The 21,453-nt window shown below is 52.2% G+C and carries 17 protein-coding genes and 1 pseudogene; 9 read left to right on the forward strand and 9 right to left on the reverse strand.

Annotation, left to right across the window (positions count from 1 at the left end):
• The first annotated feature begins 4 nt into the window (after positions 1-4).
• Positions 5-619, forward strand: coding sequence for a hypothetical protein (locus tag GYB81_RS18790; protein WP_161897918.1), 615 nt, complete (start codon positions 5-7; stop codon positions 617-619).
• Entirely contained in the window at positions 600-2,012 is a 1,413-nt protein-coding gene (locus GYB81_RS18795) for a tyrosine-type recombinase/integrase (protein WP_161897919.1), read from the forward strand. The genes GYB81_RS18790 and GYB81_RS18795 overlap by 20 nt, the downstream gene beginning before the upstream one ends.
• Before the next feature lie 33 nt (positions 2,013-2,045).
• Here the strand turns inward: GYB81_RS18795 and GYB81_RS25080 are convergent, their stop codons facing one another.
• Together GYB81_RS25080 and GYB81_RS18805 are read right to left on the reverse strand one after the other, a co-directional pair.
• Complete coding sequence (locus GYB81_RS25080; protein ID WP_368854841.1) at positions 2,046-2,501, reverse strand: helix-turn-helix domain-containing protein; 456 nt, start codon at positions 2,499-2,501, stop codon at positions 2,046-2,048.
• Between the two features lie 11 nt (positions 2,502-2,512).
• Positions 2,513-2,779 (reverse strand): hypothetical protein, encoded by a 267-nt coding sequence (locus GYB81_RS18805; RefSeq protein WP_161897921.1) that lies wholly within the window; start codon positions 2,777-2,779, stop codon positions 2,513-2,515.
• Here GYB81_RS18805 and GYB81_RS18810 point away from each other — a divergent pair.
• From GYB81_RS18810 to GYB81_RS18820, 3 genes are all read left to right on the forward strand, one after another.
• Positions 2,778-3,224: a hypothetical protein gene (locus GYB81_RS18810; RefSeq protein WP_161897922.1), complete on the forward strand. Its 447-nt coding sequence runs from the start codon at positions 2,778-2,780 to the stop codon at positions 3,222-3,224. The genes GYB81_RS18805 and GYB81_RS18810 overlap by 2 nt on opposite strands.
• 3 nt (positions 3,225-3,227) lie before the next feature.
• Positions 3,228-3,626 carry a DUF6957 family protein gene (locus tag GYB81_RS18815; RefSeq protein ID WP_233787628.1) on the forward strand — a complete coding sequence of 133 codons (399 nt, stop codon included), beginning with the start codon at positions 3,228-3,230 and terminating at the stop codon, positions 3,624-3,626.
• 503 nt (positions 3,627-4,129) lie between these two features.
• The gene (locus GYB81_RS18820) at positions 4,130-4,435 is read left to right on the forward strand and encodes a hypothetical protein (protein WP_161897923.1); all 306 of its coding nucleotides are present in this window, start codon (positions 4,130-4,132) and stop codon (positions 4,433-4,435) included.
• 191 nt (positions 4,436-4,626) lie between these two features.
• Here the strand turns inward: GYB81_RS18820 and GYB81_RS18825 are convergent, their stop codons facing one another.
• From GYB81_RS18825 to GYB81_RS18850, 6 genes are all read right to left on the reverse strand, one after another.
• Complete coding sequence (locus GYB81_RS18825; protein ID WP_233787629.1) at positions 4,627-5,376, reverse strand: M48 family metallopeptidase; 750 nt, start codon at positions 5,374-5,376, stop codon at positions 4,627-4,629.
• Positions 5,336-8,440 carry a type I restriction endonuclease subunit R gene (locus GYB81_RS18830; protein WP_161897924.1) on the reverse strand — a complete coding sequence of 1,035 codons (3,105 nt, stop codon included), beginning with the start codon at positions 8,438-8,440 and terminating at the stop codon, positions 5,336-5,338. Before GYB81_RS18830 ends, GYB81_RS18825 begins: the two co-directional genes overlap by 41 nt.
• Positions 8,437-10,233: an ATP-dependent nuclease gene (locus tag GYB81_RS18835; protein ID WP_233787631.1), complete on the reverse strand. Its 1,797-nt coding sequence runs from the start codon at positions 10,231-10,233 to the stop codon at positions 8,437-8,439. Before GYB81_RS18835 ends, GYB81_RS18830 begins: the two co-directional genes overlap by 4 nt.
• Before the next feature lie 28 nt (positions 10,234-10,261).
• Positions 10,262-11,506 (reverse strand): restriction endonuclease subunit S, encoded by a 1,245-nt coding sequence (locus GYB81_RS18840; RefSeq protein WP_161897925.1) that lies wholly within the window; start codon positions 11,504-11,506, stop codon positions 10,262-10,264.
• Positions 11,503-13,902 carry a type I restriction-modification system subunit M gene (locus GYB81_RS18845; RefSeq protein WP_161897926.1) on the reverse strand — a complete coding sequence of 800 codons (2,400 nt, stop codon included), beginning with the start codon at positions 13,900-13,902 and terminating at the stop codon, positions 11,503-11,505. The genes GYB81_RS18840 and GYB81_RS18845 overlap by 4 nt, the downstream gene beginning before the upstream one ends.
• A gap of 184 nt (positions 13,903-14,086) precedes the next feature.
• A complete protein-coding gene (locus GYB81_RS18850; RefSeq protein WP_438810722.1) occupies positions 14,087-14,365 on the reverse strand; it encodes an AbrB/MazE/SpoVT family DNA-binding domain-containing protein in 279 nt (92 codons plus the stop codon).
• Positions 14,366-14,501: 136 nt separating this feature from the next.
• Here GYB81_RS18850 and GYB81_RS18855 point away from each other — a divergent pair, with 136 nt between their 5' ends.
• The 4 genes and pseudogenes from GYB81_RS18855 to GYB81_RS18865 all read left to right on the forward strand — a co-directional run bounded on the left by GYB81_RS18855 (position 14,502) and on the right by GYB81_RS18865 (position 17,884).
• Positions 14,502-16,088, forward strand: a complete 1,587-nt coding sequence (locus tag GYB81_RS18855) for a hypothetical protein (RefSeq protein ID WP_161897927.1) — start codon at positions 14,502-14,504, stop codon at positions 16,086-16,088.
• A 195-nt stretch (positions 16,089-16,283) separates the two neighbouring features.
• Positions 16,284-17,036: an NYN domain-containing protein gene (locus GYB81_RS18860; protein WP_161897928.1), complete on the forward strand. Its 753-nt coding sequence runs from the start codon at positions 16,284-16,286 to the stop codon at positions 17,034-17,036.
• Between the two features lie 146 nt (positions 17,037-17,182).
• A pseudogene (locus GYB81_RS25085) lies at positions 17,183-17,323 on the forward strand (competence protein CoiA family protein); the annotation flags it as partial.
• A 90-nt stretch (positions 17,324-17,413) separates the two neighbouring features.
• Positions 17,414-17,884 (forward strand): hypothetical protein, encoded by a 471-nt coding sequence (locus GYB81_RS18865; protein ID WP_233787633.1) that lies wholly within the window; start codon positions 17,414-17,416, stop codon positions 17,882-17,884.
• Between the two features lie 230 nt (positions 17,885-18,114).
• Here GYB81_RS18865 and gapS6b read toward each other — a convergent pair whose 3' ends face one another.
• The gene (gene gapS6b, locus GYB81_RS18870) at positions 18,115-21,447 is read right to left on the reverse strand and encodes a GapS6b family protein (RefSeq protein WP_161897930.1); all 3,333 of its coding nucleotides are present in this window, start codon (positions 21,445-21,447) and stop codon (positions 18,115-18,117) included.
• Positions 21,448-21,453 lie beyond the last annotated feature (6 nt).

Below are 21,453 nucleotides of genomic sequence, written 5' to 3' on the forward strand. Positions count from 1 at the left end.
TAAAATGAGCCCATTACCCAAGCGCGAGCTGATTGATCAATCCATATCGAACATCTTCAAATTACTAGTAGATATAGGGCAATCACCAGGCGACTATACTGACAACGAAAAAGTTCTGAACGCACTGAAGAGCCAAGGTGGCTTATGCTCTTTGGACATTGAGTTCTTCATACAGGATGAAAGCTTCACAATCCACCCCATAAGCCTTAACACCCTAAAGAAAAGGCTCGCCGACAATGAGCCTAACAAAGATTTTCAGCACTTAGAAAAATTGCGAGCACATGCACAGAATGCTATAAGCAAACTCAGCAAGGAACTGACGCCTCCAAATAAACGTACTCGCTCTGCACTGGAGGATCAGGTCGAGGAACTCAAGGCTTCGATTTCCACACTCCAAGCGGTAAATATGGTTTTAATACAGGCACTGGAGATTAACCGGAAAGACTTGATCACGATCTCTGACACCACGAATACGGGATTGCGACAAAAGAGAATTAACGACGCAATCAACAGAATCATCAAGATATTAGGGTTAAACCCTGCCCCCTTTGATGACGTGACCGTTCTATCCATGAAAAATCATTTGCAGTTGGTGCCAAATGGCAAAGCGAATCATTGAGTACCCCGAAGCATCTCAATTGTTCACTCCAATCCCGAGACTGCGACTATACGACTATTTATCGCACGATAAACTGCATACGCTTGATGGCAGCAATATGCCATTCATGACTTGGCCTGATGGCTCGCCTTGTTTGCAGGCCAACGCCTACATGATCAAGACACGCATGCAACCAAGCCGTGGCGGCAATGGCCCATCAAGATTTGGAACCAAAGGGGGTACCTTTGGTGAATACGCCGGGCAGATCAGTCACCTGATTAGATTCTGTTACTATAACAAAATCAACTTCATAGCCCTTTCCGACGACGATTTTTGCGACTTCATCGACGGACTCCGCAAACAGACAAAACCAAACAATCCAACTCAGCTAAAAAGAACTGAGCGCACAATTACCAGTATAGGCAGAAGATGTTTAAACTTTCTCTCACATGTGGGAGAGATGAATGGAATTCATAATTTCGTTGGAATAGGTGGAACCATTTCTATTGAGATGGTGGACTCAGTTTTCTACAGAAATGGAAAAGCCATCAAACGCTCCAGCGTTCACCACAGGTCTTTCAGGACGGCCAGTGCCAAAAAGACTCGCAGACCTATTGGCGAAGCCACCATCGCAAAGTTGCACAACGCTGTTGATGAAATGTCCACATCGGAATTTTTATGCAATCGCCGACATCTGATGATTTCCTTGTTCGAGGAACTGGGTGGCCGTCGAGCCGAGATTCAGGCGATTACTGTTTCACAAGTTTTCGCTGCTAGCAAAATTAAAAAGCCAATAATTCAACTTTCCACTTTGAAAAGAGGCGGGACTGGGCTGACGCGTGAGCTTGAGCTTAGCCCACCAATGATAGAAGACCTCCTGAACTATATTCGCGGCGACCGCCGCACCATCATGAAGCGATTCAAGGACGCTCCAGACCACGGTCTTCTACTAGTGACAGAGCGAGGCGGACGCCCATTGGGGATAGATACCGTGACGACCGAGTTTTCGTTAATTCGACGTGCAGCGGGCATCGAGGAACAAGCCTGCTCGCACCTCTTCAGGCATGCTTTCTGCACCAATATTGTGGCTAAGCTCATTGCTGAAACACAGGCCCTGAGCCCCGACTCATTCAGGCAAACACTAATGACAAACAAGATGTTGGCCGAGCGCGCCATGGCCTTGAGCGGCCACGCAACGCTTGAGAGTTTGCTTAACTATGTGGACGCCGCCTTTAGGGAAAAATCCAAGTACGAACAGGTCATCCATAACGTCCAAGTTGCCAGGACTTATGAAACCTACCAGCGCCGGAGAAAACAGCTCTTAGAAGATTTCAAAAGAGGGAAAATCAGCAAGGAGAAATACATCAAGCGAGAAGAGGCTCTGACGGCAGCCATGGATCTTGACCTTGCATGAGCGACTACACGACCAGTGCGCGGGGATCCTAGCTTACCCTCTAGCCCAGTACCTCTGAACAGTCCTGAGTGTCACCCCTAGCCTACGAGCGATCTCGTCTTTTTGTAGACCTTCACCCTGCATGCGCTTCACGGAGTCACGAGTACTGTCTGCCTTCCGCCCTCGAATTCCCCGAAGCGCATCCTCTTGAACAACTGCCTCAAACCGCCCCGCACTCAGCAACGCCCTAAGCCTTTTATTACTCAGCACTATCTGTTCTTCAACGTCGAGACCAGAGCAACGCGCTTCGACAACCAGCAGAACATCGCTGGGCGCGACACCGAGCACCTTGCAGAGAGCGGCAAGCGTATCGATGCGAGGAAGCGTTTGGCCGTTTTCGATCTGGCTCAGATTTGAAATATGAAGGACTTCACCGCACTCAATGCGTGTCAGACCAGCTTGGAGCCTGGCATCCCGCAGCACCTGCCCCAAAACCTTTTCAAACCTCATTTTCTTCGCGCTCAAAAACGAGCATCAAACCAATTTTGACGCGACACATCGTTAGCGAATAAACTAATGATGTGTCGCAAGATCTTATCAGAAACCCCCGTCAATAAATGCCAATTGAAATCCTTGGCACCAGCCAAGCAGGCGTGATTGCAGCCAGCGGCCCCCCAACCGAGTCCGCAAAGAGCGATGCCCAGCTTCTGCTCCTGCCGCCCTGAATGACACCCCGCCTCCACGGCGGCATAGCGACTGAACAGATATTTTAAGCGGAGGAACACCATGGCTGATCAAGCCGGACATATCGACTTTGAGTTCAAGTCAGAAAGTGCAGGACTGTGGTGCCTCAATAAGAAAGGCAGCGAGCGCTGGATGAGCATTACGCTGGCCAGTACCGAAACCAATGGTGTTGTAAATACAATAGCTACAAATGATCCCGAGATCATTAAGCGGACGCTCAAAGAACCAGGAGAAGGGTTATTCATCCGAAGCTTTCAAGCGGTCGTAAGCTGCGATTTTCCCGACAACAAGGGAATTGCAGTTGCTGATGTATTAAAACTGATCGAGCAGCGAACCAAGCGAGGCGAAATATTCCATCTCGTGCACACCAAGTTCAATTGCTATCAATTTGGCGGCCCCATAAAACTCATGGCCAGTCAAGTACAGTTAGGCTCTGATGTGGTGCTCTATACGGCGAAGCCTCCAGCACGCCGGTATTACGGAGGCTAAGCGATGAAACAGTTAAATGAGGTGGCTGAGTTACTTGTCGGCCCTGGCTCACCAATGCCAGGGGCACAGGTCAGTCAGGATGCGGCTGTAAGGATCGTCCGCGAACGCTACCCATACTCAGAGTACTGCCTAGTCTCCAATTGGCGCTGGATCGACTTAGATGTAACACCAGAGCAACGCAGCGAGTTGACTAGAACCAACCGGCACCCAGTCGTCATCTACGCCCATACCGTGATTTACGATAGTCAGCGCAGATGGGATGTTGGTGACTTTGTGCGCACAAGCTATCTTCATAAATTCGAAGACGGGTTCATCTTCCAGACACTAAATTCGATTTACATCCTGATCGGCGATGGCGTCAGAATAAGAGCTTCTCTTGAGACCCTTGGGCGCATTTTTTGATGTCAATGAGCGAACTATCAAGACGCACCAGGCTACGCCTGCTCAAAGCACAAAACACCCATTTCTCTTGGCGAGTGACTGGATATCTGACAGATGTTCATATCTTCATAAGATCAGCCATTGGCTGTGTGCACCGCCATCAAGGAACTCGAAAATTCTTCAAAGAGGGAGTGACTATTCGCACGTCCGGTGTAATCCACCTTTACAAAGAAAGTGGATTCTGGGTGCTGCATACCACAAGCGGCAGTTTCTACGTGATCGCGACTTTTGAACGCAAAATCGGTTGGTATTCACTGATGCATTTCAAGGCTTCCGGGGAAGCTAGGTTGCGCTTGCCCTGGCGCCTCTTGAACTAGCTTAGGCTGCTTATGCAATGTAGATTGACCTGCCATTCCATTGGTAAGGCCTGGCTGATATCAGATCTTTGGTGTATATGTTGATGTATGTATAGCTAAGAGTCGTCTACACTTTCCGTGTGTAGCCACTAATAGGAAGATGTATCAATGCCGACGATAGCCGAACAGCATCGGATCCTCGCGAAGTTGATTGAGGATTTATGTGAACTCAAGAAGGAGTACTATCACCTTTGGCATTACACATGTGGCAAGTCAGTACCGGATGATTATCGAAAAGCAGTGGATAGCTTGATGGAAAAGGCCAAAAACGAGTGCGAACGCTGGGTTCATCCTGCTCCGGAAATTTTATATTGGGAGGCTTGGAAAGCCTTCTATCGTGTTGATACGCCATTGAATACGGAAGCAATAAGGCGTGTTTTAGTCAAGAAATTAGAGATCGATCTTGACGTGTGAAATGCTCTATCTAAATGTGGTGCATTCTTCCCGCTTGCTATTTTCTGGAACTTGGATAATACGCAGCTGGCTACGTTCTTCTCGCTAATTAATCTGGTCAACAACTGCCATCAACCGCTCAGCGCCAGACCTTGGTTTGGGCGCTAAAAGATCTGGCGTCCACTCACCACACTGGGTTGATGTGTCAGCCCTTAAAACTCTGTCAGCACTGAACTATTCAGTTCCTCGCGCAGCGTTCGCCATTGCGGCAAATGGAGGTCGAGGAGAGAGGTGAAACGTTCGTTGTGATGCCGCTCATGCAGGTGGGCCAGCTCATGCACCAGGATGTACTCCAGGCATTGCACGGGCTTCTTGGCCAGCTCCAGGTTGAGCCAAATGCGTCGGGCTTCGATGTTGCAGGTGCCCCACTTGGTCTTCATCCGTTTGATGCCCCAGGCCCTTACTTCAACGCCTAGCTTCGGTTGCCACTTTTCCAGCAGCTCTGGCACCAGGCGCTTCAACTCTGCACGATAAAAGTCCTGAAGCACCTGCTCGCGTCGCTCGACGGTTGTCTCCGGTCGCACGAAAAGATCCATGCAGGCCTTCCCGCGCAGCGCTATATGCAGTGCTGTACCACTGCTCTCGTGCACGCGTAGCCGATACCGCTGCCCCAGAAAGTAATGGCTTTCGCCGCTGACCATGCGTCGAGCGGATTGCCGGGGCTGGGCCTGAAATTTGGCCCTCTGGCGTTTGATCCAGCCGAGCTTACCTACGACTGCCAGGCGCACGGCTTCGTCATCTACCGCCAACGGCGCGGCCACACGCACACGTCCTTGCGGCGGATAAACGCCCAGATGCAGGTTCTTGATCGGCTTGCGCACGACCTCCACGGTCAAACCGCTGACCGTGATGTTGCGGGACTCAATACTCATGCTGATGCTTGACCAGTTCCAGCAAGACATCCAGCCGTTCGTTGTCCTGCCCTGCCGAATAGTCACCCAAGGCTTCAGCGGCGTCTTTACCCCACTGATCCAGCACATGCTTGATCGCCAGGCGTACGCGTTTGATCTTCATGGCATTGCCGCGCCAGTCGTCCTGCCGGCTATCTAGTACAGCGGCATCCACAGCCAATGCCAGGCCTGCATTGTGCCCCAGGTTGTCATACAGCGCTTTGCGAGCAGCGCTATTGATCGAGCCGGGATAGTTGGTCGAGCTGGTTGGGTTCTTGGCCTGCTGAGCCAGCTTCACCACCTCATCCAGATACTCCTGATAGCTGATGGCGTCTTCCTTGCGCTTAGCGATCAGCGCATCGAGAAGCGAAGACATGGTCTCGTAGTACTTCGGGTTGATCGGCGACTCATCGATGATCAGCTTGCGCACGTTGTTCTCGATGGTCTCGGCGACGGCTTCCTGGCTTTCGCGGATGCCATTGGGCAGAGCGTCCACCGCATCGACACCACGTTCCACGATCAGCTGGATCAGCGACATATCATCGAAGGCTGAGATCTTCTCGCTGTCCTCGGCCCGGATGTAGGTGTCGATCAAAAAGCGCATGTCCGGCTCGTAAGCCTTCAGGTCGATGAAGTCACCGCTGGCCAGTTTCACCTCGTCGCGCACCTTGGTGAAGTGATCAACCTCATCCTTGATCTCGCTGATTTCTCTGGCGCTATAGCCGGCTTCTTCCAGCTCGTTGGCCAAATTGCCGAAGCAGCGAATCAGCGCTGAGGTCATCTTGTACAGGTTCAGCCGCTTAGGCTCATTGGCTTTAAGCACCTCGGCGTTACCTGAGTCGGTGCCGCAGAAGAAGCGGAGATAGGCAGGCGTGTCCTTGGGTTTCTCCACCGGCTCGCACAGGGCCTTGATCGCCTCGCGGGCTTCCTCTAGGTCTTCCTGGGCCTTGTTCAGCCGGTCTTCCAGCAGGCCTGCAACATCGGCCTTGTCGTAACCGTCCAGTGCACCGCTGGTGTAGTCGCCGATGGCGCCTTCCAGCTGCTTGAACAAGTCCTTGTAGTCGATGATGTAGCCGTACTGCTTGTCTTCACCATCGAGGCGGTTGACCCGGCAGATGGCCTGGAACAGGCCGTGGTCGCGCATCTGCTTATCGATATACAGGTAGGTCGCTGAAGGCGCGTCGAAACCGGTTAGCAGTTTGTCCACCACGATGAGCAGGCGCATCTGCCCCGGCTCTTTGATGAAGGTCTGCTTGACCTCTTTCTCGAAAGTCTCTGGGTCTTTGTCGCCCAGCATCTGGTTGTAGATGGCGTACTGACGCAGCTTTTCGGTCAGCCCCTCTCCGGTGGCTTCGCCCTTGATATCCGCTGGCGAAGGCTTGTAGCTGGTGACGATGGCGCACTTGTCGCCCATGCCGGCCTTGCAGAACAGCTCATAGCACTTGCAGGCTTCGAAGATGCTGCTGGTGACCAGCATCGCATTGCCCCGGCCATCGGCCAGGCGGTGCTTGGTGGCCATGTCGAGAAGGATGTCGGCAACGATCTTCTCCAGCCGCGACTGGCTCGACAGCACCTTCTGCATGGTGCCCCAGCGCTGTTTGAGCTGGGCCTTGGCCAGGTCGTTCAACCCCTTGGTCTTGGCCTCAAACCACTGATCGATCTTCTGCTGCGACGTGACGTTCTGGTCGATGTCGCGGGCTTCATAGCGCAGGTCGAGTACCACGCCATCTGCCACGGCTTCATTGAATTTGTAGGTGTGGATATAGCGGCCAAACACCTCGATGCTCTTCTGCTTGTCTGCCTTCAGCAGCGGCGTGCCGGTGAAACCGATAAATACAGCATTGGGCAGGATGGCCTTCATCGCCTTATGCAGTTCGCCGGACTGTGTGCGGTGGCACTCGTCGACGAACACATAGAGGTCGCCCTTAGCGCGGAAGTCTGGCGGCAGGCTCTTGCGAAGCTCCTCCACAAAGTCTTCTACATCGGCATCCTCGCGGGTGCCGAACTTGTGGATCAGCGAGCACAGCAACCAGGGCGATGGCTGGTTGAGCTTGTCGATCAGGTCGGCACCGCTGGTGGTGCGCACGATCTGTTCATTGACGCCGGTAAACACCTTCTCGATCTGCTCATCCAGCTCAGTGCGGTCGGTGATGATCAGCACCCGCGAGTCCCGGATGTTTTCCCGAATCCACTTGGTCAGCCAGACCATGGTCAGGGACTTACCCGAGCCCTGGGTGTGCCAGATGATCCCGCCCTCACGTCGACGCAGGTAGCGCTGCGCTTCGCGGATGCCGAAGTACTGGTTGTGCCGACAGAGCTTCTTCACCCCGCTGTCGAACACGATGTAATCGTGGATCAGCTCCAGAAAGCGCGTCTTGTTGCACAGCTGAAGTAGATGCCGATCCAGCAGGTTGTCGGCAGCGGCGCTGTCAGCGTTTTCCTCTTTCCAGGTGAGGTAGTACTTCTCACCGGTCTGGATGGTGCCGTAGCGCAGGCCCTGGCTATCGTTACCAGCCATCACGTACTGCATGGTGGAGAAGAACGGCTGGATAAACTCGGTTTTCTGGTTATCCAGGTTCTGCCGGATACCTTCGTTCACTGCCACCTTGGAGCGCTTGAGCTCCAGCACGCCCAGCGCGATACCATTCACATAGAGCACAATATCCGGGCGCTTGGTATGGGCCTTGGCATCAGCGCCCTTGACGGTGACTTCCTCGGCAATCGCGAAGTGATTGCGCTCAGGATGCTTCCAGTCGATCAGCCAGACGGTCTGGGTGTTTTCACCCACCTCAGGCTTGATCTTGACCCCATAGCGCAGCAGCTCGTACACCGCCTTGTTGCGGTCATACAGGCCCTTGCTGGCGTCATTGGCAGCTCTGTTCAGCTCGAAGATGGCGCGGCTGGTAAGGTTAGCCTCGACGCCCTGCTCTGCCAGCCAACTGCGCAGCAACTCTGCTTCGATATTGGCGTTGTTCGGGCGCTCGGCCCAGTCGCCTAGATACACGTAGCCCAGTGCCTGCTTGAACAGTTCGACCACGCGTTGCTGGGTCTTTTTTTCGATCTGACCGACACTCATCTGGCTTGCATCCACTCAAAACATTCCCTAAACGCGGGCATTTGTTCATCGACTTGGCCGGTTGTTAGCTGTCCAATCGCAAGCTCTTGCATCTGAATGGCGTCCTCTCCTTTGTCGAGATGCCCAGTTACATGCTCAATGCACCCTGCCGCCCATACCCAAATACCCTGCTCTTTGAGGGCCTGCTGTATCAAACGAACTACCTCAGCCCCCTCTGCATCTTTGGCAAAGCAAGCCCAAGTATCAGCCGCCTGCCAACCTGTGTTCTTGTCTTTTGTCGGCAAGCCATTTCCACCAAGAGGGAAGCCATGCTCTGCTTGCAGTCGCTGCAAGATGGATTTGGCGGTATTGAGTTGTTCGTCCTCCTTGGGGAGTAAGGATCTCTGGCCTTTGCGAGCGTCTGTAAAGGCAAAATCCAAATCGGCAACAGCACAGGCATTGATGCCCATCGCGGCGAGTACAGGCAATGCCTTTGGGATATCTGAGCATGAGCCGACAGATACAAAAGTGATCTGATCTAGCTCGGGATGCCGCCCATACAGTGCTTCGTATGCGAGTGGCAGCAGCCGACGGTCGGTTTTACCTTCGCACAACACTACACGCTCTGAAAAATAGATCTCAGATAGGTTGCCAAGCTCAAAGAGAGTGCGGGACTGAGCCTCGGCTTCTTGCAAAGCAGAAGGAACGGCTTGGCGCAGAGGCAAGCGAGTGAACGTACCGACTTCCCTCTGCTTACCCACGATGATGGTATCAGCAGCATTTTCGCGACTGAGCATCAATGGCGAGTGGGTTGAGTACACAACCTGAAAGCCAGTCTTGGATAGGGTTTCCAAGGCTTGCCTAAGACGCCGTACGGCTTGTGGGTGGAGATAAAGTTCGGGTTCATCTATCAACAACAGACGTCGTGCTACACCAGCTTGAGCGTTGGTGCGGAGATCTGCCAAGTGGCGGATGAGTGCCATTTGAATGGCTCGCTGCGCTCCCGTACCCAGCTGATCAAATCGCCTTCTATCGCCCGTTGATGAGTCAGTAACGATGAGGTCTCCAGCCTTGAAGAACTCTTTTGCTTCAATGACCTGAAGATCGAGTTCCAAGTTAAGGCCAGGAAAGAAATGGGCCAACGCATTTGACGCGGCGCGATCAAAATCGCTTAGGTGTTGGGAGCGCGCTTCTCCTCCGGTCGTCAGCACCCTTCGAATGGCGGTGAGTGCCTCTGTCAGCTCCACATGGGCCTGAAGGATAGGCTCCATGATTTCGTCCAGCAGGGCCTTGATGGTGCTGCCTGCTTTAGCCTTACCTAGATCTTCACCAATGTCATCCATGGCGTTGATCTGGAGGGGGTCTGGAAGCAATGCACCAACAGCTTGTGGTAGCCCTGTGGGAAATGCCCTCCAAGACTCCGGAATACCTTCGCCAGTGTATTGCTCGTGATCGTAGATCTCCTGCGTGATAGCACGCGCAGTTGTGCCAGTTGTATGTGCACGTATCCAAATAGATCCATTGCGGCAGAATGGCTCAATCGCTGCGCGGTGACGCCCATCAGGAATTTGATCAAGGACTTCGGCAGTGATTCCGTCGATGCGTGCGGATACCTCAATGGGACGGCCCGCCTCGGCAAAGTCTGATACTTGCAGGGCATAAGGTTTCAGCACCCATGCCAGGGCTGCCAATATGGAGGACTTGCCAGTGTTGTTCTGCCCTACCAGAGGAGTAAACCCCTCCAGTGGTAGTGAGACCTTACGGCAAAGTCGGTAATTCTTGATGTTTATAAATCCGATCTTGTGCATGTTCATCCCTGTATTCGTGCTTAATGACTCGACATTAGATCAGGCGAGTTCGACCTGTTAACAGCTCCTGCATCACACCCTGCTTAATGTGACGGGCTTTGTCGCGGCGGGCTTCGAGAGCGGCTAGTTCGGTGTCCATATCAGAGAGGATAGTGGCGATAGCTTTCTGCTCTGCCTGGGGAGGAACAGAAAACGTGATTGCTGAGATATTCGCCTTCGAAATCTCAAGAAATGTCGAGCCAAATGCGCGCTCAATCATGTCTTTCTTCATTGTTAGAAGCTTGTAGTACATGAATTCTTGACTTATATCGTCATGACAAATTAATGATTTAAAACCTTGGTTGGTACACAAGGGGGTTCTGGCTATTTTTAGCTCACCGATTGTTGCACGTGTACAGATGAGCAATGATCCAGCAGGCAGTAGTCTTGCTCCACTGTCAGCTAAGCCGGCCTCAGAAATGTTGCGCTCAGTTTCTGATAAATACTTCCCTTTCGACCGAGTTATGTCTGTGGGAGTACACCACTTAATATGTCCACCCCAGTATTCAGGGTTCGAGGTTTTTGGCGTCCCCCCGCTGATTAACTCGCCGACGTCACCCAGGCGCTTCATTTCCCACTCCCCACTAAAACCCGGCAGGCGGCGTTGGCCGGTTAGGAGTTGTTGCATGACGGCTTGCTGGATATCGCGCTTTTTGGCGATTATTTTATCCAGGTTTTTGATGAGATAGTCGATATCGAATAGCGTGATAGATATTTCACGCTGCTCACTTATAGAGGGGATTGGTAAAGGTAATTGGGAGTATTCTTTTCCATTTATTCCTGGCTGCCCACTGCGCATGGACATTAAACCTACCCAGTCCCAGTATTTTTTTGTGGATAAATATGAAGAAATATAGCCTGATACAAGCTTTGTAGGGTTTGGTCGAATTAAAATTAAAAATCCAGCGAAAACCAATGGGCCGTCACTAGTGTCATATTTATATGACTTGCCAACACTGGCGCCTGTGCGTGCTAAAACAATATCGCCATCCAATAGGTAGTAATTGGATGCTTGTGTATTATCAACAGATACCAGTTTTTCAGGAGAAAAGCGCCCGTCTGTACTTATGTCTGTAATTCGAATGTAGACTGGGAGACGATCTGAGTATGGGACTGCCGCTGCATTTATACCGTAGCGGGGAGTGCTAGCTAAGCATTCTCCCAGACGTTTGACTTCCCATTCTTCCGGAATTAATCCAACTTCAGTCAGCTTGTACCCTGACATTACCTCTGTACTCATACCGAAAACCCCATCTTTTCCAGATGCGCATTAACCTTGGCCGCCAGCGCATCCACCTCGGCATTCAGCGCCGGCAGCGGTGTGGCATAGCGCTCAGCTAGTTGACGGATACGGCCAGTGAGGGCTTGGGAGACCCGATCAAGTTCGGTGTGTACATCGGTTTGCAGGGTGGCCAGCCATTTATCTTCAATCACCAGGGTTTTCAGCTCTGCTTCGCTTAGCTGGGCGTAGTGGGCCTGCACCTTTGCATCCAGCACCCTCTGCGCGGCTTTGACCTTCTTACTGGCCTCAGCTTCGCGCTCGATCAGCGCCAGGCATTGCTCCAGCGCTTGGCGCTCCTCGTCGGCGTCGAGGTCGTGCTTGATGGCTTTCAGGCGTGCCTTGACGCTGGCGGCAGTAAGCTTGCCCTTGTCGGTTTTGCCTTCGGCCAATGGGCCGTCTTCGCCGCCCTGCTCTTCGTCCAACTCTTCCAGCTCACGGCTGATGGCATCGCGTTTGGCTTCCAGCTCGGTAATGGCAGCGGCTTCGCTGGAGTAGTAGCGGCGCACAATCAGCTCGGGGGGCAGCAGGTCGGTATTGGGTTCGCCCTTGCTTGAGCCACTGGCAATAAGTGGCTGCCAGCCATCGATCACCAGTTGGTATACGTCATCCTGCATGGTGGCGTACCAATAGTCCTGGATGTGCTGGTAGACGTCGTAGGCATCCAGCAGCGGCGCGGCCTCGAAGCGATGCAGCAGATCTTCGGCCAGCTCTTTGATTAGCGCCTTGGGCTGATCGCCAATGGAGATGCCGGAGAGGTTCGGGCGGTGTTCGGCACGCCAGGCCTCGAACAGGCCCGCCACCGTCTGACGGAAGGTGTCAAACTCAGGGTGGCCGAAGATGGTTGGCTTGATCTCGCTGATGGCAACCTTGAGGCTGAGATAGCCGGGGCGTAGGGGCTCGAACAGCGCGCCGCGCAGGTTAGGCATTACCTGCCAGTAGGCATGCAGGGCGTCGATATCCCGCTCGGGAATGCCGCCATGCAGGTGGGCCTCGATGTCCTGAAGATCCTCTTCTTCGCTGGTGTCGATATAGCGCGGGATATTCAGGTTGAAGTCGTTGGCTTCGATCTCGGCCATTGGCACCAGTCGAGCGAATTTCTCCACCTCGATCTGCTGGGTGAAGGTATCGACGATCTTGTGGATGTCCTGCTCACGCAGGCGGTTCTTGTTGCCGTCTTTGATAAAGCCCTTGCTGGCGTCGATCAGGAACAAGCCTTTGCGCCCAGCGCTGCCCTCTTTGTCCAACACGATGATGCAGGCAGGAATGCCGGTGCCGTAGAACAGGTTCGCCGGTAGGCCGATGATGCCCTTGATGTAACCCTGCTGGAGGATGCGCTTGCGGATGGCGGCCTCGGCACCGCCCCGGAATAGCACGCCGTGGGGCAGAATCACCGCAGCCTTGCCGGTGCTCTTCAGCGAGGTGAGCATGTGCAGGAGGAAGGCGTAGTCGCCGTTCTTGTCTGGCGGAATGCCATAGCTGAAACGGTTGTACTCATCCTCAGCCGGGTTGAAGCCATTGCTCCAGGCCTTGGTAGAGAACGGCGGGTTGGCGACGATGAAGTCGAACAGCTTGAGGTTACCCATCGGGTCTTTGAAATGCGGCGCGGACAGGGTGTTGTCCTTCCAGATTTCCGCCGTGGGGCAGTCGTGCAGGATCATGTTCATCTTGGCCAAGGCGCTGGTGGCGTTGTCCATTTCCTGACCGTAGATGGCCAGATCCAGACCGGTGACGCTTTTGGCTTCGTCGTGCGCTTTCAATAGCAGCGAACCCGAGCCGCAGGTCGGGTCATAGATGCTCTGCTTGCTGTCGGTAGCACCGGCCAGGCCGATGACCTGAGCCATGATCCGCGACACTTCTGCGGGGGTGTAGAACTGCCCCTTGCTCTTGCCGGACTCGGTGGCGAAGTGGCGCATCAGATATTCGTAGGCATCACCGAGGATGTCATCACCCTGAGCGCGGTTGCTGCGGAAATCCAGCCCCGGCGAGTTGAAGATGCTGACCAGGTTGGACAGACGGTCGACCATCTCCTTGCCCTTGCCGAGCTTCTCCTGGTCGTTGAAGTCGGCCACGTCGATGACGCCGGTGAGGTTATTGGCCTCGGCCAGGCGGGCGATGATCTGATTGATCTTGTCGCCGATCTCCTTGTCGCCCTTGAGCGCCACCATGTCGGCGAAGCTGCCGCCTTCCGGCACTTCGATCAGCGAATTGGGGTCGCCGGCGTACTTGTCCGACACGTATTTCACGAACAACAGCACCAGGACGTAGTCCTTGTACTGCGAGGCATCCATCCCGCCACGCAGCTCGTCGCAGGATTTCCACAGGGAGGAATAGAGTTCGGATTTCTTGATGGCCATCGGGCGTACTACCTTGCAATGCGGGATAGCAGGTAGCAGCGGGTCAAAGCCCCGTACGCGTCCCTGCCGAAAGGATGGGCCGAGAGTACCAGAAATGCGGAGCAGGCCTCATCCTTGGCCGGCAACAGAATAGCCTTCGAGATGCTGAATTTCTGAAAGACAGGCGCCAACGCCACATCAGCCTCTAGGATGCGGCATCGGCGGATCGAGGCTTGAGTTTTAAAGAGATTCCTTCCTTGTCGCCCTCAATGACCAGATCATCTCCCACAGCCCAGCCAAGCTTCTCCAGTAGCGCCGGAGGAAGCTCAACGATGACGTCTCCGCTACCATCTCCTGGGTCTTGGCAGACAACTCGCCAGCTCTCTGATGTAGCCATGGCTTTGATCTCACGGTTAAAGAACTCAGTATGGCCCAGTATCGCCTTGGGCAGGACGGTTTCATAGGGAGGGGGCAACGTTGCCATACAGTTACCAACTGCAAAGCACTGAAGCCACATTTTGGCACTCTGAACCACACGACAGTGCCATCGACACTTTGATACCTAGAAAACTGCTGGCCTCACTTTAAAGTGGCGAAAAGTCGAAACAGCGAGAGCCATAATGTTATCTACAGCTTTTCAGTTCCCAACACTCGGTCATTTCAACAAGGTGCTATGTGACTGCCTAGGCCTTTGGAGCAGCGACGGGAAGAGTGTCGAGTTTCATGTACCTGCCAGTGAAAAGGCCAGGCGGGAAGCATTGAGATCTGCTTTCGAGGCAATTAAGAGAGAGAACGGCACTTATGGGTCTCTCGACGAGCTTGTGTCCGTCACGACTCAGATCGCACCAGAATCAAAGCAGGAAGTAAAAAAGAGCAAGACCATTCAGTCCTATGTGTCCTATCTGGCCAAAGAGGATTACTCCTCATACGAAGAACTCAGGGAGTTAACAGGCTATATCGAGATTCTCGTCCATGAGAAATACGGAGCCTCGAAAGTTTCCGATCTTGCAGCGAAACTCTACACTTCAGCGTTGCTACACTACAGAGAGTTCATAAGGGAGTACTCGGCAACATCTGAAGACTGCATTGATGCCTACCAAGCTTTTCTTGCAGGCACAATGATCGACTTGGTCAGAGCTATCTCCGATGTAGAGCCAAGGGGAGTCCTCGGTAAGAGTACAGAAACAAGCAGATGGCCTCTGCGTGAGTTTGTCGAGAAATTCTGTAAGGAAACCGGGGTGACACCGTACAAACTTCACCAGTTTCACGCTCTTCGTAAGCAATCCGTTAACTGCAACCTGACTGACAGCGAGCTATGGGGATTAGATTTCTCGTCAAAGCCGGTCAGTACGCAGTCAAAGCAGGTATTTGAGCGAATGAGCAAGGAAGGCAAAATAAAATGGGAAGTTATTTATCCATTTATCAAGCCGCTTGCGTGTCTTTTGCCTGCGGAGGCTGAGGGGCATGGGTTTGCCAACAAAGCTTTTTGCGCCTTTGTGTCCCACAACCTGTATATGCATGCCACCGAGATAGGCGATTTTGACCCCAGCACTCAACCCCAATACCCAAAGATTAAAACCCTAGACAGCGCCACTCCAATCAGCGACTGCATTGATCAGATACTGCATGACGACGTAGTCGATGAGAAATTATTGGATGATGCGTTTGGAGCGTACCATGAATTCTTGACAAACCTTAGATCAACAGGGGCATTTTTGTCCTGCGACACCGCCATACCTGACGGGCTTGCAGCTCTATACAAAAAGGATTATCTGAAGTTTTTTGAAAAAGAATGGCTATCAAACTTAACAAACAGTCCAGCGTGGATTGAAGACTGGTCATTGGCTAGTAGATTCATGCTAACCGGCGCCAGTGAAAGCGCACTAAAACATTTCAAGCAGGCACTTGAAAAGGCTAAGTATTCCGCAGGCCCTCTGTTCATTCCTTTTTATGTGCAAGTATGCGCATTCTGCAAATCGCAGTTTAAAGTGCTATCTCGCAATGGTGAAGAAGAGGTATTTGACCGGTTTTATGATTCATTGGGAGGCGAAGCCGCAAAATATGCTGGTCTACTAGGGTACACTCCTGGCTCCACCCGTGATCCCGAAACGCTTTTGCCTAAGTTCAATCTCCCTGGAAAGAATCGTCTGATCATTCAGGAAATCGACATATTGACTAGGTGGTTGCTTAATGGCAAGAAACTATAGCGTTTACGTTAAGGGATAGATGGTGGTAATGAAATTATGTTAACCGCTCAAGTTGAACATGCACATAATAACAGGCTGGAGAGTCGCTCTGGGGCAAGCACCTCTCAGAATCACCAATATAATTACAGCGCTTGCATAGCCCCTGCGCATGGTGGCAACGTTCAAGCAAACGCAGTCTTACAAGGACGACACCTGATGCACCAGAAACGAATTGCTTTGTTGATCGATTGCGACAACGTCAGTCACAGTGCCATTGAAGGCGTGCTGGAAGAGCTCGCCAAATACGGCATGGTCAACGTACGACATGCTCATGGCGACTGGAAGAGCGACGGTCTCTCTGGCTGGGTTGAGCGGCTGCATCCATTCGCTATCCGCCCGATGCAGCAGTTCGCCTACACCAAGGGCAAGAACGCAACTGACGCAGCCATGATCATCGATGCGATGGATCTGCTGTACAGCAAGAACATCGACGCTTTTGCCCTGATGACCAGCGACAGCGACTTCACTCCACTGGCTCTACGCCTGCAAGAAAGTGGCTTTCCGGTGTATGGCTTTGGCGAGAAAAAGACCCCTTCGGCTTTCGTACATGCATGCACTTCGTTCATCTACGTGGAGAATCTGGCTCGTAACCCCGATGACGATAAAGCCTCCGCTGATGAGCAGCCGAAGAAGAAAACACGTAACGAACTGCGCTGCGATACCTCACTGGTTCGCTTGCTCCGCAACGCTGCTGATCAGACAGCTGGCGATGACGGCTGGTCGTTGCTGAGCAGGGTGTCTGACTACATCCACAACAACAGTTCTTTCTCGGTCGTGAACTATGGCTACCAGAAGCTGGGAGATCTGATTCGCACCTCGGAGCTGTTCGACGTGGAGATGCGCGGTACTGCTATGGTGGTTCGTACCGTTCGCAAGCAAACGCCATCATCAGCCCCTGAACCCGCCTGAGCTTCTCCTGCTCGAAGACAGCGGCCAATGCCCGTGCGCTGACCCATAGCATCGGATGCTAGGCGGCTCTTCCCTCCTAGTCTGCTGCTGGCCCGCAATAGGTAATAGATTGAATCCGTAAGATAGATCAAGGATGAATTGCCCCTATGTACCTAGCACGCACAACGGACGGCAGACGCATTCCAGCAACCCGAGATGAGAGCGGGTATTGCCCGAGTTGCAACGAGCAGTTGACTGCCAAGCTGGGCGATATCTACGAGTGGCATTGGAGCCATAGGCCTGGCCAAGCTTGTAGCTATCGAAAGACATCGACCTTATGGCAGTACAGTTGGATACGTCACTACCATGCTTCGGGTGAGTGGGAGATGGAGACCAGCATGGGCGGAGTGGAATTCGATGGAGTCCATCCGGAGAAGCGCCTCTCCCTGCTGCTTGCTCACAAACTGGATATGACGGCGCTCAAGGCGTTCATCGACGCATCTGTCCAGTGCGATCTCAAACCAGTGGTCATTTTCAACGCCAAAGCCTTCGAGCGATACCAGTTCGAGGACTACCGACTGAAGCATCCCAAGCGGTCGGACAACGGCTGGATTTTCTTCTTCTCTCACGCGTTCCCAGGCCATAAGCGCACGGCTTCACTCTGGCTCGACATTGAGCAAGGCAAGCATCCGCATTTTGGTCTGAAGAGCGGAATCTACAACCTGACCTATTCGGCGGAGTCCCATGGGGCAATTACTGTCAGCCGGACGCCACGGGTCAAGTCATCCCGTCCCGCTAGTCCATCGTCTGGAGTCATCGGGCAAGAGTGGTCAGGCGCCGAGCCTACCCAAGCCAGGACAACCGAATGATCTCGCTCAACTGCCCCCGACGTACTTTGTTGCCAGCCAAACATGCAAAGGTATGGTTTCAGCAATGAGAGTTGGGGCGCCCCCTTTATCAGTTCACTGTCGTGTTCCTGTCGAGTTGGCCTGGCTGTCTACTCTCCACACTAGCTACATCGATAGCCCTCAAGAGCCTTGCTGCGATGGCCAAATGGCGCGCCGGCACTGATTTGGGATACTGCTCATAGGTTTTATGATTAATTTCTTTGATGGTTCACCAGCGACTGGAGGTTTACCTGGAGAGCGCTGACGTCCATGAAATGGCCCTGAGCAAAATTGAGGAAGTAGCTGACAACGAACTCAAGGAATCGGTGATAAATTCCACAAGACGCCCCCATGTGGTTTAACGCCATGGCCAACCGACGTTCGATGCTACCGTCACCATAGGATCCGAGAAAGAGCCTTATTCCATGGTTGAAGACATGTTCCGTGTAGTCAATCCAAGGCGTATAGGCTGGCCGCGTAGCTGCCTGGCTTTTTCCTGAGTGATACCTGCTACTAAGGTGCAACTGGATCATGTCGAGAATAAATAATGGCTTTTCCTCACCTACGAAAATCTGATTTCCATGGTTCTGGATTATCTTGAATAGGATAAACCCAGCCAAGGCATTAGGGTGGGCAGCCAAATGATGTATTTCCGCGTAGGTCAGTGGCAATGGCAGGGCCCCTAGCGAGTACAGCAAAAGTCCATGACGCTTGCGCTCAAAATCAAACTGATTACTCGCCGCCATTGCACGCGCAATAATTGCCTGAGAATTTGCTATTTCATAATTATTGGACTTGTGGAGCGCGGCGAATGCACCGTCCATGCATAGCCATGCAATACCGTTTGCAATAGATAATTGCATTGCATCGTATACAGTGGAGTCTATGCCATCCTTGATCGAGTAAACCTCAAGCACCGCGTCATGCAGGACTGGATGAGCAATTGACGCATTATCCAGAATCAATTGCAGCGCCCTCAATGAGTGTCCATCACGTGCTTGGATATCCTTGGCAGTCGTGCGGTACAACTTCCCTTCTTCGGTGACCCCCATCAGCATGAAGTTTTGGTCAGAAATTTCTTCAACCCAACGGCTGAGTGCGTCCTTAGTTCCTGCTGGCAATATAAGCTTAATACCAATATCCAGCATGCTCTGCGCAAGATCTGTCACAGCCAGATAGCCGATGCCATATGCATCAAGCACGACGGCATCCGGAAACTCATTTCCCTGATTAAAAAGTGTTGTTTTAGGTACGCCGGCATCAGTCCAGCAATTAAGCGCCCCCTTGAAAGCATTGTCCGGGTACAAAAAATGTCCGCGAATATACAGTGGAATGTTATCTGCTTTATTAAGCTGCTTCCGCTTTCCTGTACCTTGGCTTTGACCCAGCTTCTCTTCCAAGAACGGTATGATCTGCTCACTGTCCGAAGGCATTGATAACATTGCAAAGCAATCACTTCCGTCGTTATGGATATGCCGGAGTCGTAGAGCAATTCTCAAGCAAGCAACGTAGGGCGGAAGGCGCTCTACGAGCTTGTAATTGACCATTCCCAGCGAGCCGGTCTCACCCACAGATAAGTTCTTTAGTAATTCCGCTAGCTGGCTAGATGATTTTAGTGTGTACTCATTGAAAACTTGATGACCATCAACAATTAGCTTGATCATAGTGACACCATCCTGCTCAAATTGGACGGCAGCGCCACACTGTTCTAGTGTCGTCGAAATTTCGAGCTCGCATTTCTTATTGCGGCTGGCAGTCAGCCCGAAGTAAAAATTAACCATCTCCACCGCCCGAGAGCGTGGATCCTCTATAAACCACTCAACCCATCGGGGTTCTACACGCTTGAAGTTGCCTGCCATGGCAAAAAAATAAAGAATTGATACTGCTTCATGCGAGTGCTTTTTTAGTAAACCATCTGGCACTTGGCCATGAAACTCTAACTGCTGATCTTCAGTTTTATACCGAGCACGTAGCTGGCAGCCTCTGAGCCAGCTATATGGTATTTCTGGTGACTGTGCAACGATCTGATCACTTATCCTGATAGCTGCCTCAACGTCCCCAAGCTTCTCCGCCCGCAATGATTGGTAACTTAAGATTGTTAAGGAGTATTCTGCCCCTGCCACCCTAGCAATAACATCGTCAAAAGTCTTGTACTGCTGTGCTTCTAGTAGGCACTTCAGATGTGTCAGAACAAACGGAGATGGCCATAATTTGTGATCTGGAATTAGGCGCGAGGTGAAACGCAAAGCTTTATGAGCCAGATCTGAATTGACTAGATTCTCAGCCAAGTCGAAAACTCGCTCTGGAGCAATGTTCGACAACTCTCCTTCCCATGAACCCCAAAAATCATCGACAAGTTGAGATAGCTGGTATTTTTGGTGAAGATCACTGTCGTTATCCAGCTCGCGGAACGAACAGCCGAGCAGGTTGACAAAAGACCTCTCCATTTCAGTTGCATCATCCAGCGGGGAGTCCTTAGATAACCACTCATTAACCTCAGCCGTATTTGCCAGACGGAAGAACGGGATTACATCCTCCAGCTTGCAACTACTGGCCGATAGAAAATTACGGCACCAAGTGGCTCTGATCTGGAGGTCATCTTTAGCTGCAAGGATATCGCGCTGCCGCTGAGAAATTCCTTCGTCATCCCCTGCAATGGCCTTAATGGTGGTGGCTGTCGCGGTATGGGCTGACTCCCAATGAGGCAAGTTCTTTTTTAGCGTGTTGAATAATGCTAACGGAGCAATACCTCTATACGTTTCAAATATAGGGCAGGCCATATTGTAGAGGCGCGTATCGACCCCATCCGAGACACCTATTAGTTCGACAACTTTTTCGGTAAGGCTGTCTACCTCCTGTTTCACTTCAGGAGGGCAAAGCCATAGATGTTTCTGGGATATACGAGGATTAAGTTCGTATGCGCTCGCCAAGACTTCTAGAACCTCGGCATTGTAGGAAGGGTAAGTTTTACTCAAGCGCTTGGCCATGCTAGTGGCTAAGGCAGTGAGCTCCAAACGAAGACTCCCTACCACAACACCTGTGAGCACTGGTTCAGGAATCAAGAACATGCTCGCAGCATCTTCAAGGCATGCTTCGTCGGCATATTGGCTGAGGTAGACCTCAGTTGCGTATTGCCCAGGGGCGGGTTCTGAGAGATAGTGTTGTTTAGCGGGCTCTTCCTGATCAGTTTTATGAGATAGGCGCAAGAGAGCAGCTAAACAGACATCTTTGACCATTGGAATTTGGGTGGTCGCCGCGATATTCGATACTGTTCCCCAAGCTGTGTCATGATCATTCGCGTCGACTAGCCCGCCGTATATAGATATGACATCCACTAGAGCGGAGGATTCAGGATCGCTCTTAGTCGTTGCCTTCAGCATATCCAATTGGATTTTGGCGGTGGTAAGATCCTTCTTGCGAAGACTCTCAAAGACCTTCTCCATTGGGGCTCGGAGATCATCTGGGGCAAGTGACTTAATTACGTTCAGAATTTTGTTCTGGACGTTGTCTCCACTACCACTGTGATGCTGCTCAATAATTTTCAAGCGAGT

This window comes from Pseudomonas yangonensis (genome assembly GCF_009932725.1).
GTDB classification, from domain to species: domain Bacteria; phylum Pseudomonadota; class Gammaproteobacteria; order Pseudomonadales; family Pseudomonadaceae; genus Aquipseudomonas; species Aquipseudomonas yangonensis.

Coding starts and splice junctions, on each gene's coding strand:
- GYB81_RS18790 (WP_161897918.1), top strand. CDS start 5: ATGAGCCCATTACCCAAGCGCGAGCTGATTGATCAATCCATATCGAAC.
- GYB81_RS18795 (WP_161897919.1), top strand. CDS start 600: ATGGCAAAGCGAATCATTGAGTACCCCGAAGCATCTCAATTGTTCACT.
- GYB81_RS25080 (WP_368854841.1), bottom strand. CDS start 2,501: ATGAGGTTTGAAAAGGTTTTGGGGCAGGTGCTGCGGGATGCCAGGCTC.
- GYB81_RS18810 (WP_161897922.1), top strand. CDS start 2,778: ATGGCTGATCAAGCCGGACATATCGACTTTGAGTTCAAGTCAGAAAGT.
- GYB81_RS18805 (WP_161897921.1), bottom strand. CDS start 2,779: ATGGTGTTCCTCCGCTTAAAATATCTGTTCAGTCGCTATGCCGCCGTG.
- GYB81_RS18815 (WP_233787628.1), top strand. CDS start 3,228: ATGAAACAGTTAAATGAGGTGGCTGAGTTACTTGTCGGCCCTGGCTCA.
- GYB81_RS18820 (WP_161897923.1), top strand. CDS start 4,130: ATGCCGACGATAGCCGAACAGCATCGGATCCTCGCGAAGTTGATTGAG.
- GYB81_RS18825 (WP_233787629.1), bottom strand. CDS start 5,376: ATGTCTTGCTGGAACTGGTCAAGCATCAGCATGAGTATTGAGTCCCGC.
- GYB81_RS18830 (WP_161897924.1), bottom strand. CDS start 8,440: ATGAGTGTCGGTCAGATCGAAAAAAAGACCCAGCAACGCGTGGTCGAA.
- GYB81_RS18835 (WP_233787631.1), bottom strand. CDS start 10,233: ATGAACATGCACAAGATCGGATTTATAAACATCAAGAATTACCGACTT.
- GYB81_RS18840 (WP_161897925.1), bottom strand. CDS start 11,506: ATGAGTACAGAGGTAATGTCAGGGTACAAGCTGACTGAAGTTGGATTA.
- GYB81_RS18845 (WP_161897926.1), bottom strand. CDS start 13,902: ATGGCCATCAAGAAATCCGAACTCTATTCCTCCCTGTGGAAATCCTGC.
- GYB81_RS18850 (WP_438810722.1), bottom strand. CDS start 14,365: ATGGCAACGTTGCCCCCTCCCTATGAAACCGTCCTGCCCAAGGCGATA.
- GYB81_RS18855 (WP_161897927.1), top strand. CDS start 14,502: ATGTTATCTACAGCTTTTCAGTTCCCAACACTCGGTCATTTCAACAAG.
- GYB81_RS18860 (WP_161897928.1), top strand. CDS start 16,284: ATGCACCAGAAACGAATTGCTTTGTTGATCGATTGCGACAACGTCAGT.
- GYB81_RS18865 (WP_233787633.1), top strand. CDS start 17,414: ATGGGCGGAGTGGAATTCGATGGAGTCCATCCGGAGAAGCGCCTCTCC.